Here is a 14915-nt window from a genome sequence, read left to right as displayed (position 1 = left end):
CCTACGCCGTCGCGGCCGAGCGCTCCTGCCACGCCACCCGCACGCCGGTCGCGGGCCGGGTCAGCATCTCGGTCCACGGGAACGTCAGGTCGTCGGGGTCCCGGCTGACCCGCACCTCGGGGCGGCACAGCGCGGCCACGGCGGCGGACAGTGCGGCCACGGCGATCTTCTCACCAGGGCAGCGGTGGCCCGTGCGCACGCCGGCACCGCCGTGGGGGATGAACGCCTCGAGCGCTTCGGCGTCGTCGACGTCCATGAACCGGTCGGGGTCGAACGTGGTGGCGTCCGGCCAGTGCCGCGGGTCGGTGTCGGTCCCGAGCAGGTCGAGCAGGACCCGCTGGCCCTTGCGCACGGGGCAGCCCTGGACCTCGAAGTCCGTGGTCGCCAGGGCGGGCAGCATGGGAACGAACGGGTAGACACGGCGGACCTCCTGGGCGAACGCCACGGCCTCGGGGATCTCGGTCAGCCGCCCGGCGGCGGACGCGGCCTCCCGGATCCGGTCCGCCCACGCGGGGTGTTCGGTGAGTGCGACGGCGGCGAACGCCGCGAACCGGGCCACCGCCACGGTGGGCCGGGTGAGGTTCTGCAGTTCCACCGCCGCGGTGCGGTCGTCGACGAGCGCGCCGTTCTCATCGCGCAGGTCGGCCATGGCCGCCAGGACGGAGTGCGGGTCGGCCCGGTGCCGGCCGGATCGCACCGCCCGGATCAGGTCGGTGGCCCACCGGTCCAGCCGGATGCGCTCGATCTGCGCGACCGGGTTGGTCGCCACGCGTCCGAACGTGTCGAGCAGGCGGCTCATCTGGCGGGCGCGACGGTCGGCCTCCGCAGGGGTGAGGGGCAGACCGGCCCAGCGGAACGCCGCCCGACCGAACGCGGTCGCCGTGTCGTCGTACACGGTGCCGGCGCCGCTGCGTGCCCACTGGTCGAGCATCTCCTCGAGCTCCTCGGCCACCAGCTCGCCGAAGTGGGCTGCCCGGTCGTCGTCGTAGGCCATGTCGGCCATCGCGTTCTTGCGTGTGGCGTGGGCGCGGCCGTCGAGCTTGTGGACGGAGCCGGGGCCGAACAGAGGCAACCGGATGAACCCCGGCATCGCCCCGTCACGTTTGACCTTGTCGGCGTCGTAGAACGCACGCACGCCGTCGATTCCCCGGAGCAACACCGCGCTGCGGCCCATCAACCGCAACCGGACCGGTGTCTGGGACTCGGCGGTGACCCCCGCACGCCGCCGTACCCGGGAGGCGAAGAGGTATCCCGAGCGCACGAAGTCGAAGGACTGGTCGCTGATCAGTCGGGGGACGGGTCGGGGCACGGGCGCTCTCCTTCGTGCTCGGGTGGGAACTCGCGGTCGGCGTCACGGCCACACTAGAGCGACTCGCGCCGCCGCGCTTCCGGTCGCGTCCGCAGCATCGGCGACCGGACGCCGCCCAACCGCCATCGGACGTCGGCCGCCGCGCGCTCACCGCGACCGCAGTGCCTTCATCAGGTCGTCGAGCATGCCGTCGGACGGCCGGTCGTCGGCGCGTCGGCTCGCGGTGGCGCGCCCGTCGGGGGACAGGCACCACCGCCACCAGTGGTCGAGGACGGTCTCGCCGGGGCCGGGGGCGCCCAGGCCGTCGGCGGTGAACGCGTCGGCGCCGGGCGCGCCCGCGCCGAGGTCGTCGGCGCCGACGACCGCCGGCCAGTCCCACGCGGCGGCCTGCGCGGACACCTTGCCGCCACCGCTGATCGGGTCGATCGCCAGTGCGGGCACACCGGCCTGCAGGGCCAGCACGAGTCCGTGCATCCGCATCGTCACCACGGCGTCCATGCGGGCGATCACCGAGCTCACCTGACCGGGCGTCGAGGGCAGTCGCCAGTCGCGGGGGTCGAGTCGGGTCTCCAGCGACAGCAGCGCCGCGTCCAGGCCGCCCAGCCAGTCGGTGAGCGCGCCGATCACGGCCTCGTGGCGGCGACGGTCGCCGTATTCGTGTTGGCCGCCGGTCAGGTAGACCCCGACGACTGGTACCGCTGATGGCGAGACGCGTGCCGCCAGGTCAGGTCGCGCGGTCGAACCGGGGGCGTCGCGGGCGATCACGGCGTCGAGCCGGTCGAGCAGGGGATCGGCGTGGTCCACGACGCTGACGCCGACAGCGATGCGTCGGCAGTGGGGGAAGCGGTCCAGCATCTCGACCGCGGCGTCGCCGCTGGCGGGGCCGCACACGAAGACCACGTGGGTGTACCGGGAGGGATCGACGTCGTCGAGGCGGAGGCCGCCGGGCGGGCACATCACCGCGCTCCAGGCGGTGTCGTGACCGATCCCGTCGGCGGTGAGGCGAAGGGCCACCGCCTCCATCGCCAGGACGTCGCCGGCCGTGGCCTCGCCGTGCAGGGGACTGGACCAACCGACGATGAGTACGCGCACGTCCCGAGCCTGCCCGACCCGGCGCCGTCCCGCCAGCCCCGGCTCGTCGGGCTAGCCTCGGGCCGGTGAACACCAACGTGACGGTCGTGGTGGCCTCGAGGAACCGACGAGAGGACCTCCGGGCCACCCTGCCCCGCCATGACGCGCCCGTGATCGTCGTGGACAACGCCTCGGACGACGACTCGGTGGAGGTGTGCCGCGCGGCGGGTGACCACGTGAGCGTCATCGCGTCGCCCGAGAACCTCGCCGCGAGGGCCCGCACCGTCGGCGCGCGGGCGGCGCGGACCGAGCTCGTCGCGTTCGCCGACGACGACTCGTGGTGGGAACCGGGCTCCCTCGAGCGGGCGGTGCGGCTCTTCGCCGAGTTCCCGCGACTCGGCCTGGCCGCCGGCACCATCCTCGTGGGTCCGGCGGACGAGCCGGACCCGATCAACGCGGTCCTCGCCGACTCGCCCCTGGGCACCGCGCCGGACGCCCCGGGCCCGGCTCTGCTGGGTTTCGTCGGGTGCGGTGCGATCGTCCGCCGCGACGCGTTCCTCGAGGTGGGTGGGTTCGACGACGTCATCCGTTTCCCCGGCGAGGAGGAGCGGGTCGCCCTGGACCTGCACGACGCGGGCTGGCAGCTCTGCCACGTCCCGGACCTCGTGGCCCACCACCACCCGTCACCGGTGCGGGACGCGCCGGGGATCCGCCGGGCCGGCCTCACCCGCAGCCGGCTCCTCACCGCGGTCCTCCGGTTGCCGGCGGGCGCGGTCGCGGGTGAGGTCGTGGACGGGATGCGCAGCGCGGACGGACGGAGGGGACTCCTCAGCGCGGTGCCGCGGATCCCTGCCGCGCTCGCCGCGCGCCGGGTCGTGGGAGAGCGCACCCTGCGCGCGCGGGAGCGGCTCCGCGCCGCGGACGACGGGTAGAAGCCCCGCGCCGTAGACGACGGGTGGAAGCCGCCACACGGAAGGAGAGTCGGATGAGCAGCGCACCGGAGCCGGATGGTCGGGATCCCAGGGTGAGCGTGGTGATGATCACCTGGAACCGCCGCGAGGAGGCGCTCGCCGCCCTGGACCGGCTGGCGGGGCTTCCCGAGCGTCCGGAGGTCATCGTCGTCGACAACGGTTCCACCGACGGCACCGCCGACGCCATCACCCGCCAGCGCCCGGGCGTGCGGCTCATCGCCAGCCCCACGAACCTGGGCGCGGTCGGCCGCAACCTCGGGGTGGACGCGGCGACCACCCCCTATGTCGCGTTCTGCGACGACGACACGTGGTGGGATCCCGGTTCGCTGCGCGCCGGTGCGGACGCCCTCGACGCGCACCCGCGGCTGGGCGTGGTCACGGCGCGGATCGTCGTGGAGCCGGACGGCGAGGACGACCCGATCGTCGCGGAGCTGGAGAACTCACCGGTGCGCGGCCCGGACTGGCTCCCCGGGCCGGCGCTGGGCAGTTTCCTCGCGGGGGCGAGCATCGTCCGGGCCGGGGCCTACCGGGAGGTCGGCGGCTTTCACGATCGTCTGTGGCTGGGGGGCGAGGAGGAGCTGCTCGCGGCCGACCTCGCCACCGCCGGCTGGGAGCTCTGCTACCTGCCCGAGATGACCGTGCACCACCAGGCGTCGGTGCTGCGCGACCCGCATCTGCGCCGCCGTCACGGCATCCGGAACACCCTCTGGTTCACGTGGCTGCGCCGGCCGCTGCCCGCCGCACTCCGGCGCACGCGCGACGTCCTCGCGGGCGCCCCGCGGGACCGGGTCACCGCGGCGGGGGTGCTCGACGCCCTCCGCGGCGCGGCCTGGGTGGCGAGGGATCGGCGGGTCCTGCCACCGCACGTCGAGGCGCGCTTCCTGGCCCTCGAGGAGAGCCAGAGGTCCAGCGCGGCGAGGCGCTACGAGAGCTGAGGCTTCGCACGCCGGTTCGCGGTCGAGCGTTAGGACGGCCGCGTTCGGTGGCCACTTCCCCCCGATCGGGCCTATGGTCGCGCCATGATCGTCCTGGGAGTAAATGCCACCTTCCACGACTCGTCCGCCGCGCTGGTCGTCGACGGACGCGTGGTCGCCGCGGCCGAGGAGGAACGCTTCTCCCGCCGTAAGCACGCCAAGCGGCCGGTGCCGTTCTCTGCCTGGGAACTGCCGGAGCTGTCGATGCGCTGGTGCCTCGAGGAGGCCGGGATCACCGCGGCGGATCTGGACGCGGTGGGGTACGCCTTCGACCCCGAGCTGGCGGCGCTGCAGCCCGACGACCCCTTCGACCCGGTGCGCATCGACTACGTGCGGCGCGCGCCGGAGTTCCTCGCCGAGGCGCTACCCGGGCTGGACCCCGACCAGGTGCGGTTCGTCGAGCATCACGTCGCGCACGCCGCTTCCGCCGCGCTGGCCGGGCCGCACCGCACGTGCGCGGTGGTGGTCAACGACGGCCGGGGGGAGCGGCATTCCCAGCTGGCGGGGCACTACCGCGACGGGGAGCTGGAGATCTGTCACCGCCAGGAACTGCCCGATTCGTTGGGCCTGTACTACGAGTCGCTCACCGAGCACCTGGGTTTTCTACGCTCGAGCGACGAGTTCAAGGTGATGGCACTGGCCTCCTACGGCGAGCCGCGCTTCCTGCCGGAGCTGCGCGAGAGCCTGCACGCGAACCCGGACGGGGGGTTCACCGCGCGCGCCCCGGAGTGGGAGAGGTTCGCGCCCCGCCGCGTCGACGACGGGACGTGGGGTGGTGTGCACGCCGATCTCGCCGCGTCGGTGCAGGCCGGGGTGGAGGAGGTGTTGGTGGAGAACGTGCGCTGGCTGCACCGGCAGACGGGCGAGCACGTGCTCACCATGGCGGGCGGGACCGCGCTGAACTGTGTGGCCAACACGAGGATCTGGCGTGACGGGCCGTTCGACGAGGTGTGGGTCCAGCCGGCGTCCGGCGACTCCGGTACCGCACTGGGGGCGGCGCTGCACCTGGCGCGCGAGCAGGACGAGCTCGCCCCGGGGGCCGTGGACCCCGCGGTGGGGCGTGGATGGGACGACGACGAGCTGGCGCAGTGGCTCACCGCGGCGCGCGTGCCCTTCAGCACCCCGGATGATCTGGCGGGCGAGGTGGCCGATCTACTCGCCGCCGACGGCGTCATTGCGTGGTTCGACGGGCGTAGTGAGTTCGGTCCCCGGGCGCTGGGTCGCCGGTCCCTGCTGGCCAACCCGACGCGGGCGGCGAACGTCGAGCGGCTCAACGACGTCAAGGGGCGTGAGCAGTTCCGGCCCGTGGCGCCGATGATCCTCGCCGAGCGCGCCGCCGATATCGTCACCGACGGCCCGCTGCCGAGCCCGTACATGCTCTTCGTGCACACGGTGCGCCCCGAATGGCGGGATCGGCTGCCCGCGGTGGTGCACACGGACGGCACCGCGCGGGTCCAGACGGTCTCGGACTCCGACACGCCGCGGGTCGCCGACCTGCTGCGCGCCTTCGAGGCCCGGACCGGTGTCCCGGTGCTGGTCAACACGAGCCTGAACACGGCGGGCCGGCCCATGGTGGACGATCCCCGCGACGCCCTCGAGTTGTTCGGGTCGGCGCCCGTCGCCGCGCTGGTGCTCGGCCCCCACCTCGTGCGCCGCGCCGACTTCGTCGCCGGCGGTGACGCATGAGCCGAGTTCCCCGCTGGGCGATCGTCGTGCCCACCATCGGTCGGGAGTGCCTCCAGGCGATGCTCGACTCCCTGGCCGCGCAGCGGACAGATGACACCCACCCGGCTCCCGTGGAGGTCGTGCTCGTCGACGACCGGCCGGGGCGGGTCGACCCGTTGTCGGCGAGCCTGCCGGGAGTCGACTGGCCGCTGCGCGTCGTCCGCGGCTACGGGCGCGGCCCCGCCGCCGCCCGCAACCGCGGCTGGCGGGCCACCCACGAGTCGGCCCCGGAGTGGATCTCCTTCCTCGACGACGACGTGATCCTGCCCGACGGGTGGCTATCCGGTCTCGTGGACGACCTCGCGGCGTGCGGCCCGGACACGGGGGCCACGCAGGCCTCGATCCGCGTGCCGCGTCCGACGGATCGCCCGCCGACGGACTGGGAGCGCAACGTCGCCGCGCTCGAGGGCGCGGACTGGGCGACCGCGGACATGGCGTACCGCCGCGCGGCCCTCGAACAGGTGGCGGGCTTCGACGAGCGGTTCCCCCGGGCCTTCCGCGAGGACGCCGATCTCGCACTGCGGGTCCGCCGCGCGGGCTGGTCGCTCACCCGCGGCACACGGCACATCGTCCATCCCGTCCGCCCGGCTGACGGCGGGGTGAGCCTGCGCCTGCAGGCCGGCAACGCCGACGACGCCCTCATGCGGAGGTTGCACGGCCCGCGCTGGCGCGAGGTGGCACAGGCCCCGGGCGGCGGATTCGGCTATCACGTGGCCACCGTGGCCGGGGCGCTGGTCGCGGCGGGGGGTGCCGCCACGGCGGTGGCCGCGGGCGCGTGGGCGCGCACCGCCCCCGCCGCGGGCCTCGCGACCGGGACTGATGCCGGCACGGCCCGCGCGGCCTGTACCGTGCGTGCGGCCGGCGCGGCGGCCGGCGTCGGCGCGCTGGCCTGGGCCGGCCTCACCGCCCGCTTCCTGGCCATCCGGCTCGGACCCGGGCCCCGGCCCGGCGACCCGGAGTTCCGCGCCGAGGTGCGCCGGATGGTGCCGACGTCTCTCACGATCCCGTTCGCGGCGGTCCGCCACCGGATCGACGGGTGGCGGCGCCACCGTGACGCGACACCGTGGCCGCCGAGGCCCCGCGCGGTGCTGTTCGACCGCGACGGCACCCTCGTGCGGGACGTTCCCTACAACGGGGACCCGGCGAAGGTCGAGCTCATGCCCGGCGCCCGCGAGGCCGTCGACCGGGCCCGCGCCGCGGGCCTGGCGGTCGGCGTGGTCTCCAACCAGTCCGGCATCGCCCGGGGACTGCTCGACGAAGCGGCGGTCCGCGCGGTCAACGCCCGGGTCGACGAGCTCCTCGGCGGGATGGACACCTGGCGGTACTGCCCGCACGGACCGGAGGACGGGTGCGGCTGCCGCAAGCCCGAACCCGGTCTCGTCACCGGCGCCGCCGCCGACCTCGGCGTCGACCCGCGCGAGTGCGTGGTCATCGGGGACATCGGCGCCGACGTCGAGGCCGCCCTGGCCGCACGCGCCCGGCCGGTCCTCGTGCCGACCCCGGTGACCCGGCCCGAAGAGGTCTGCGACGCCCCGTGCGTCGCCCCCGACCTGCTCACGGCGGTGGGGGAGGTGCTGCGCTGATGGGACGCACCTTGGCCGTCCGGCTCGACTCCGACGGCGACGTGCTGCTCTGCGGCCCCGCCCTGACCCTCCTGGCCGAGACGGGCGACGAGGTGGACCTGCTGGTCTCCTCCCAGGGCCTCGCGGCCGCCGGGCTCCTCCCGGCGGTCTCCGAGGTGCTGGTGTACGACGCCCCCTGGTCGGGCTTCCGCCCGCCGCCGGTCGACCGCGCCGCCACCGCCGGGCTGGTCGAGAGGATCGCCTCCGGGGGCTACGACCGTGCGGTGGTGTTCACCTCCTTCCACCAGAGCCCCCTGCCGATGTCCCTGCTGCTGCGGCTGGCCGGGGTGCCCTTCATCGCCGCCGCCAGCGTGGACTACCCCGGCTCGCTGCTCGACGTGCGCGTGCGCCGCGAGGACCCGCCCGGCGGCGGGCACGAGGTCGAGGCCGCCGTCGAGATCGCCGTCGCGGCCGGCGCCCGGCGACCCGCCCGGATCCCCGGTCTCGCCGTGCGGCACCCGCTCCCCGACGTGACCGACCTGCTCCCGGGCGACGGGCGCGACCTCGTCGTCGTCCACCCCGGCGCCTCCGTCCCCGCCCGGTCGCTCACGCCCGACCACGCCGGGCGCATCGTCGCGACGCTGCGCGACGCCGGGTACCTCGTCGCGGTCACCGGCGGCCCCGGCGAGCGCGACCTGGTCGACCGGACCCTCGCGGCGTGCCCCGGCGGCGACCGCCCCCGCGAGAGCCCGGGCGCCGACGGCTCCCGCCGCACCGACGGCGGTGTCCTCGACCTCGCCGGACGCACCGACCTCGCGCAGCTGGCCGCGGTCCTCGAGCGCGCGGCCGTCGTCGTCGTCGGCAACACCGGCCCCGCCCACCTGGCCGCCGCCGTCGGCACCCCCGTCGTCTCGCTGTTCTCACCGGTCGTCCCCGCCGACCGCTGGGCGCCCTGGGGCGTCCCCGTCCGGCTCCTCGGCGACCAACACGCACCGTGCCGCTACACCCGCGCCCGCGAGTGCCCCGTCGACGGGCACCCCTGCCTGACCGGCGTCCCGCCGGACGAGGTGGTCTCCGCCGTCACCGAACTCGCCACGGAGAGGAGGACCCGATGCGCATCCTGATCTGGCACGTCCACGGCTCCTGGACCACGTCCTTCGTCCAGGGGGACCACGAGTACCTCGTGCCCGTCCTGCCGGACCGGGGCCCCGACGGCCGCGGCCGCGCACAGACGTGGGACTGGCCCGCCTCGGTTTCCGAGCTCGCCCCCGGGCAGCTGCGCGACCGGGCCGCGGACGGCGGGATCGACGTCGTGATCCTCCAACGCGCCCACGAGGTCGACCTGCTGCGCGAGTGGACCGGACTACGGGCCGGCGTCGACGTGCCGGCCGTCTATGTCGAGCACGACACGCCCCGCGAGCACGCGGCCGGGTCCCGGCACCCGATGGCCGACCAGGACCGGGTGCCCGTCATCCACGTCACCCGCTTCAACCGCATGATGTGGGACTGCGGATCCGCTCGCACGGGCGTGGTCGAGCACGGCATCGTCGATCCCGGGCGGTCGTGGACGGGGGAGGACGCCAGCCTCGCCGTCGTCGTCAACGAACCGGTACGCCGTGGTCGCATCGCCGGCACCGACCTCGTCGTGGACCTGGGACGTCAGGTGCCCCTCCACGTCTACGGCATGGGGATGGACGAGCTCGCCGAGCTCGCACCGCACCTCGCACCGACGCTGCACGAGAACCCGCCCCAGGCCGAACTGCACCGCACGCTCGGCCGGCACCGCGCCTATTTCCACCCGTACCGCTGGACCAGCCTCGGCCTGGCCCTGCTCGAGGCCATGACGCTCGGCATGCCAGTCCTGGCGCTGAGCACCACCGAGGCGCCCCACGCGGTGCCGCCCGAGGCGGGCCTGCTCAGCAACGACCCCGACGAACTGCTCGCGCGCGCCCGGGACTGGCTCCACGACCGCGACGCCGCCGCGGCGACCGGCGCCGCCGCCCGGGACCACGCACTGCGCCACTACGGACTCGGCCGCTTCCTGGCGGACTGGGACACCGTCCTGCAGGAGATGACGACATGAGGATCGCCCTGGTATCGGAACACGCGAGTCCACTGGCCGCGCTCGGCGGGGAGGACGCGGGCGGGCAGAACGTCTACGTCGCCGAGCTGGCGACCGGCCTCGGCGCGCGCGGGCACGACGTCACCGTCTACACCCGTAGAGAGTCGGCCTCGGCTCCCGGGACGATCCGGCTCGCCGAGCGAGTACGGCTGGTCCACGTCACCGCCGGCCCACCGGCGCCGCTGCCCAAGGACGAGCTCGCCCCCTACATGGACGAGTTCGGGCGCGCGCTGGCGCGGCACTGGCTCGCCGACGGCGTCCCCGACGTCGCCCACGCCCACTTCTGGATGTCCGGCCTGGCCGTTCATCGCGCCCGGCAGACGGTCGACGTGCCCTTCCTCCAGACGTTCCACGCCCTCGGCGCGGTCAAGCGACGCCATCAGGGCAGCGCGGACACCAGCCCGCCCGGCCGCCTCGCCGACGAGGTCGCGCTCGCGACCGGCGCCGACGCCGTCACCGCCAGCTGCCGCGACGAACGCCGTGAGCTCGTCGACCTCGGCACCGACCCCGACCGGATCCACGTCATCCCCTGCGGGGTCGATCTCGAACTGTTCCGCCCCGACGCCCACCAGACGCGTGCGGAACACCTGCCGTCGCGCCGCGACGGGTACCGCCGGATCGTCTCCCTCGGCCGGATGGTGCCGCGCAAGGGCATCGACCACGCCATCCGCACGCTCACCTCCATCCCCGACGCCGACCTCGTCGTGGCCGGCGGACCCGACCGTGCGGAACTCGACCGCGACCCCGAGGCCGTGCGGCTGCAGGCGCTCGCGCGCGAACTCGGGGTGGACGACCGGGTGACCTTCACCGGGCGGCTCGACCGCCCGGACGCCGCGGCCCTCCTCGCCTCCGCCGACGTCGTGGTGGTGACCCCGTGGTACGAACCTTTCGGCATGGTCCCGCTCGAGGCCATGGCGTGCGGCCGCCCCCTCGTCGGCACGGCCGTGGGCGGGCTGCTCGACTCGGTCGACGACGGCGTCACCGGGCTACTCGTGCCACCCGGCGACCAGGCCGCCGTCACCCGGGCGGTGACCGAGCTGCTCGACGACCGTGACCACGCGGAGGCCATGGGCGCCGCCGCGCGCCGCCGGGCCGAGACGCTCTTCTCCTGGGACGGCGTCGTGGACGCGACCCTCGCCGCCTACGCGGACGCCGCGCGGTCGGCCGCCCCCCGCACGGCAGGGGACGCGACCCCCGCGAGCGGGTGGCTCGAGTCGCACCTCGGGGGACTGCGCGCGGCCCTCGACGACGTCGCCCGACACGGACCCACCCTCGACCGGTGGGCGGGCCGGCTCACCGCGCGCCTGCTCGCGGGCGGCCGGCTCCTCGCCGCCGGCAACGGCGGCAGCGCGGCCGAGGCCCAACACTTCACGGCCGAGTTCGTCGGACGGTTCATCGACGACCGGCGTCCCGTCTCCGCGATCGCCCTGACCTCCGACCTGTCCGGACTCACCGCGATCGGCAACGACTACGGCTACGCCGAGGTCTTCGCCCGCCAGGTCGAGGCACACGCCTCGCCGGGCGACATCCTCGTGTTGCTGTCCACGAGCGGCACCAGCGAGAACGTCATCGCCGCCGCCCGCCGGGCGCGCGAACGAGGGGTCACCACATGGGCGCTCACCGGAGGCGGACCCAGCCCGCTCGAGCAGGAGTGCGACGAGTCGATCCGGGTCGCCTCCTGCAACACGGCGGTGATCCAGGAGTGTCACCTGGTGCTCCTGCACGCCCTCGCGGCCGCCGTGGACACGCGGCTGCCCCGGAGCCGAGAGGTGGACAATGCACGCTGAACCCGTGGCCGTCGTCGGAGACGTCGTCCTCGACCGTGACCTCGAGGGCACGTCGACCAGGCTGTGCCCCGACGCCCCCGTCCCCGTCGTGGACGCCGACCACACGCGCGTGAGTCCCGGCGGCGCCGGGTTGGCGGCGCTCATGTGCGCGCGGATCGACCGCGTGCCCCGCGTCCGGCTCGTCGCGCCCCTGGCCGACGACGCCGCCGGGAAGACGCTGCGTTCCGAGCTCGCCGACATCGAGGTCCGCGCGCTCGGGCACGAGGGCGGCACCCGCACCAAGACCCGCATCCGGGCCGGCGGCCAGACGCTGCTCCGCGTGGACGACGGTGGGCCGGCCACACCGCGCGATGTCGACCCCGCCCGGTTGGCGGACGCGCTGGCCGGGGCGGTCGTGCTCGTGAGTGACTACGGCGCGGGGACCACCCGCGACCCGGCCGTGCGCGCGGGGCTCGAGCACGCCGCGCGGGACGGCGACGTGGTCTGGGACCCGCACCCCCGGGGCGGGTCGCCCGTGACGGGGTGCGCTGTCGTCACCCCGAACCTGGCCGAGGCCCTCGACGCGGCGGGTGCCCTCGGTCTCGACGCCGACCCGGAACGGCCGGGCGAACTCGCCCGTGCGCTCCGGCGCGCCTGGGAGGCCCGCGCCGTGGTCGTCACCGTCGGCTCCGAGGGCGCCTGGCTCGCAGAGGGGGACGACCTGCGGCAGATCCCGTCCGGCGGGCGCGAGGCCGGCGACCCGTGCGGCGCGGGCGACCGCGTCGCGGCGTCGATCGCCGCGTCGTTGGGCCGGCGGGAGTCGGCGGCCACCGCGGCGGTCCGGGCCGTGGCCGACGCCTCCCGGTGGGTGGCGGAGGGCGGCGCCGCCGGGTTCCGCGGCCGCGGCAACCAGCCCGCACCGAGCACCCTCGACGGCTTCGCCCACCGCATCGCCCGCACCCGTGAGGCGGGCGGGGTCGTCGTCGCGACCGGCGGCTGCTTCGACGTCCTGCACGCCGGACACGCGCAGTACCTCCGCGCCGCCCGCGAGCTGGGCGACCTGCTGGTGGTCCTGCTCAACTCCGACGCCTCCGTACGCAGGCTCAAGGGGCCCGGCCGGCCGGTCAACCCGGTCGCCGACCGGCGCGCGTTGCTCGAGGCGCTGGCCAGCGTCGACGCCGTGGTGGTGTTCGACGAGGACGACCCGCGTCACGCACTGGACGCACTGCGGCCCGACGTCTGGGTCAAGGGTGGCGACTACCGCGTGGCCGACCTGCCGGAGGCGCCGATCGTCCACGGCTGGGGCGGCCGGGTCGAGATCCTCCCGCTCCTGTCCGGTCGGTCCACGACCTCGATCCTCGATCGGATCAGCGATGCCGGTTGAGCCGTACACCGCCGAGGCGCTCCGGGCGGCCGGGGTGCCCACGCACATCGACGTCGCCCGTGAGGAGTCGTGGGCGCTGCGACCGGAGGACATCGGATCCGGCGACGTGCTCGCCCTCCGTGCCCTCGGGATGGGGGACGCCCTCACCGGTATCGCACCGCTGCGGGGCCTGCGACGACTGGCACCGGGGTTCCGCCTCGTGCTGGCGGCCCCGGCAGGGGTCGGGGGCTGGCTGGCCCGCCTGGGCGTGGTCGACGCGGTCCTGCCGACCCCCGGCCTGGTCCCGCTCGGGCCGATCCGTGGGGGGCATATCGCCGTGGACCTGCACGGCAACGGACCGGCCAGTCGCGGCCTGCTCACCGCCACGGGCCCTGGCCGCCTCATCGGGTTCGACTGCCCGGAGGTGGGGCACACCGGCCCGCCCTGGCACCGGGACGAACACGAGGTCCGCCGGTGGTGCCGCCTGGTGAGCGACGCCGGCGGGCCGTGCGGTCCCGAGGACCTCCGCCTCACCGGCTCGTCCGGCGGATCATCCGGCCGGGCTCCCGGGGGGCCGGTCGTCGTCCACCCCGGCGCCGCCGCGCCCGCCCGACGCTGGCCGGTCGGGCGGTGGACGGCCGTCGCGCGCGCGCTGGCCGAGGACGGTCACCGCGTGGTGGTCACCGGCTCGGCCGACGAGGCGGCGTTGACGGCCGAGGTCGCCGGGTCGACCCCCGGCGCGACCGATGCCGGGGGAGCACTCGACCTCGACGCCCTGACCGACCTCGTCCGCGGGGCCGCACTCGTCCTCGGCGGGGACACCGGCATCGCGCACCTCGCGACGGCGCTGGCCACCCCGTCGGTGGTTCTCTTCGGCCCCGTCCCGCCCCGCTGGTGGGGTCCGCTCATCGACCCTCACCTGCACCACGTCCTGTGGCACGGCGACCCGGACGCCGACTCGTGGGGCGACCCCCACGGTGACGTCGTCGATCCGCGACTGGACGCCGTGCGGACCGACGAGGTGCTCGATTCCGCCTTCGACCTACTCAGCCACGACACGGGGAGGACCACATCATGACCCGAACCATCGCACGGGCCGTCGTCACCGGAGGCGCCGGCTTCCTCGGCAGCCACCTGTGCACCGAGCTCCGCCGCCGCGGCGTCGAGGTGGTCGCCCTGGACAACTTCCTCACCGGCACCCCGGACAACCTCGCGCACCTCGCGGCGGACACGGGGTTCCAGTTGATGGAGCGCGACGTCACCGACTACGTCCACGTGCCGGGCCCGGTCGACCTCGTCCTGCACTTCGCGTCCCCGGCCTCACCGATCGACTACCTCAAGTTGCCCATCCACACCCTTCGAGTGGGATCTCAGGGCACGCACAACGCCCTGGGCCTCGCCCGCGACAAGGGCGCGCGGTTCCTCCTGGCCTCGACCTCCGAGGTGTACGGCGACCCGCTCGTGCACCCCCAGCCCGAGACATACTGGGGCAACGTCAACCCGGTCGGCCCCCGAGGGGTGTACGACGAGGCCAAGCGGTACGCGGAGGCACTCACCGAGGCCTACCGCACCACCCACGGCGTCGACACGGCGATCGTGCGCATCTTCAACACCTTCGGCCCCCGTATGCGCCCCCACGACGGGCGGGCGATCCCGACCTTCATCAGGCAGGCGCTGCGCGGCGAGGAACTCACCGTGGCCGGCGACGGATCCCAGACCCGGTCGGTGTGCTTCGTCGACGATCTCGTGCGCGGGATCCTCGCGTTGGCCGAATCGGGCCACGCGGGGCCGATGAACATCGGCAACCCCAACGAGCTCGAGGTCCTGCGCATCGCGAGCGACGTCATCGAGGTGGTGGGGTCGTCCTCGCGGATCCGGTACATCGACCGTCCCGTCGACGACCCGCAGGTCCGGCGCCCGGACACCGCACTGGCCGCCGAGGCGCTGGGGTGGGAGCCGACGGTGTCGTGGCGTGACGGACTCCGGCGGACGGTCGAGTGGTTCCGCACGAGGACGCCACAGGAGTTGTCCGCGCCCTCCGCGTGAGCCAGA

At 75.0% G+C, this 14915-nt stretch carries 12 protein-coding genes; 10 read left to right on the top strand and 2 right to left on the bottom strand.

The genetic code is table 11. The annotated features are described in order from the left end of the window. Nucleotide 1: 1 nt before the first annotated feature. Together C3V38_RS01810 and C3V38_RS01805 are read right to left on the bottom strand one after the other, a co-directional pair. Nucleotides 2–1309: a cytochrome P450 gene (locus tag C3V38_RS01810; RefSeq protein WP_106384968.1), complete on the bottom strand. Its 1308-nt coding sequence runs from the start codon at nucleotides 1307–1309 to the stop codon at nucleotides 2–4. A gap of 147 nt (nucleotides 1310–1456) precedes the next feature. Then, on the bottom strand, nucleotides 1457–2401 hold the full coding sequence (locus C3V38_RS01805; RefSeq protein WP_106384967.1) for a polysaccharide pyruvyl transferase family protein: 945 nt from the start codon (nucleotides 2399–2401) through the stop codon (nucleotides 1457–1459). Between the two features lie 65 nt (nucleotides 2402–2466). On the opposite strand from C3V38_RS01805, the gene C3V38_RS01800 reads away from it, so the two are divergent. The 10 genes from C3V38_RS01800 (at nucleotide 2467) to C3V38_RS01755 (ending at nucleotide 14909) form a co-directional block, all read left to right on the top strand. Then, nucleotides 2467–3312: a glycosyltransferase family 2 protein gene (locus C3V38_RS01800; protein WP_106384966.1), complete on the top strand. Its 846-nt coding sequence runs from the start codon at nucleotides 2467–2469 to the stop codon at nucleotides 3310–3312. Nucleotides 3313–3365: 53 nt separating this feature from the next. Further along, nucleotides 3366–4286 carry a glycosyltransferase family 2 protein gene (locus C3V38_RS01795; RefSeq protein ID WP_061228397.1) on the top strand — a complete coding sequence of 307 codons (921 nt, stop codon included), beginning with the start codon at nucleotides 3366–3368 and terminating at the stop codon, nucleotides 4284–4286. Between the two features lie 84 nt (nucleotides 4287–4370). Further along, the gene (locus tag C3V38_RS01790) at nucleotides 4371–6011 is read left to right on the top strand and encodes a carbamoyltransferase C-terminal domain-containing protein (protein WP_061228396.1); all 1641 of its coding nucleotides are present in this window, start codon (nucleotides 4371–4373) and stop codon (nucleotides 6009–6011) included. Beyond that, a complete protein-coding gene (locus C3V38_RS01785) occupies nucleotides 6008–7633 on the top strand; it encodes an HAD-IIIA family hydrolase (RefSeq protein WP_106384965.1) in 1626 nt (541 codons plus the stop codon). The genes C3V38_RS01790 and C3V38_RS01785 overlap by 4 nt, the downstream gene beginning before the upstream one ends. Continuing rightward, complete coding sequence (locus C3V38_RS01780) at nucleotides 7633–8736, top strand: glycosyltransferase family 9 protein (RefSeq protein ID WP_174705750.1); 1104 nt, start codon at nucleotides 7633–7635, stop codon at nucleotides 8734–8736. Before C3V38_RS01785 ends, C3V38_RS01780 begins: the two co-directional genes overlap by 1 nt. Beyond that, nucleotides 8724–9695, top strand: coding sequence for a glycosyltransferase (locus C3V38_RS01775; protein ID WP_106384964.1), 972 nt, complete (start codon nucleotides 8724–8726; stop codon nucleotides 9693–9695). The genes C3V38_RS01780 and C3V38_RS01775 overlap by 13 nt, the downstream gene beginning before the upstream one ends. Further along, nucleotides 9692–11521, top strand: coding sequence for a glycosyltransferase (locus C3V38_RS01770; protein WP_061228274.1), 1830 nt, complete (start codon nucleotides 9692–9694; stop codon nucleotides 11519–11521). Before C3V38_RS01775 ends, C3V38_RS01770 begins: the two co-directional genes overlap by 4 nt. Further along, nucleotides 11511–12884 (top strand): D-glycero-beta-D-manno-heptose 1-phosphate adenylyltransferase, encoded by a 1374-nt coding sequence (gene rfaE2 / locus C3V38_RS01765; protein ID WP_106384963.1) that lies wholly within the window; start codon nucleotides 11511–11513, stop codon nucleotides 12882–12884. The genes C3V38_RS01770 and rfaE2 overlap by 11 nt, the downstream gene beginning before the upstream one ends. Beyond that, nucleotides 12874–13941, top strand: coding sequence for a glycosyltransferase family 9 protein (locus C3V38_RS01760; RefSeq protein WP_165001055.1), 1068 nt, complete (start codon nucleotides 12874–12876; stop codon nucleotides 13939–13941). The genes rfaE2 and C3V38_RS01760 overlap by 11 nt, the downstream gene beginning before the upstream one ends. After that, nucleotides 13938–14909 (top strand): UDP-glucuronic acid decarboxylase family protein, encoded by a 972-nt coding sequence (locus C3V38_RS01755; RefSeq protein WP_061228276.1) that lies wholly within the window; start codon nucleotides 13938–13940, stop codon nucleotides 14907–14909. The genes C3V38_RS01760 and C3V38_RS01755 overlap by 4 nt, the downstream gene beginning before the upstream one ends. The last annotated feature ends 6 nt before the right edge of the window (nucleotides 14910–14915 follow it).

Origin of the sequence: Dietzia sp. oral taxon 368, assembly GCF_002999155.1 — a bacterium.
Classification (GTDB): domain Bacteria; phylum Actinomycetota; class Actinomycetes; order Mycobacteriales; family Mycobacteriaceae; genus Dietzia; species Dietzia cinnamea.
This window is presented reverse-complemented; position numbering and strand designations above follow the sequence as displayed.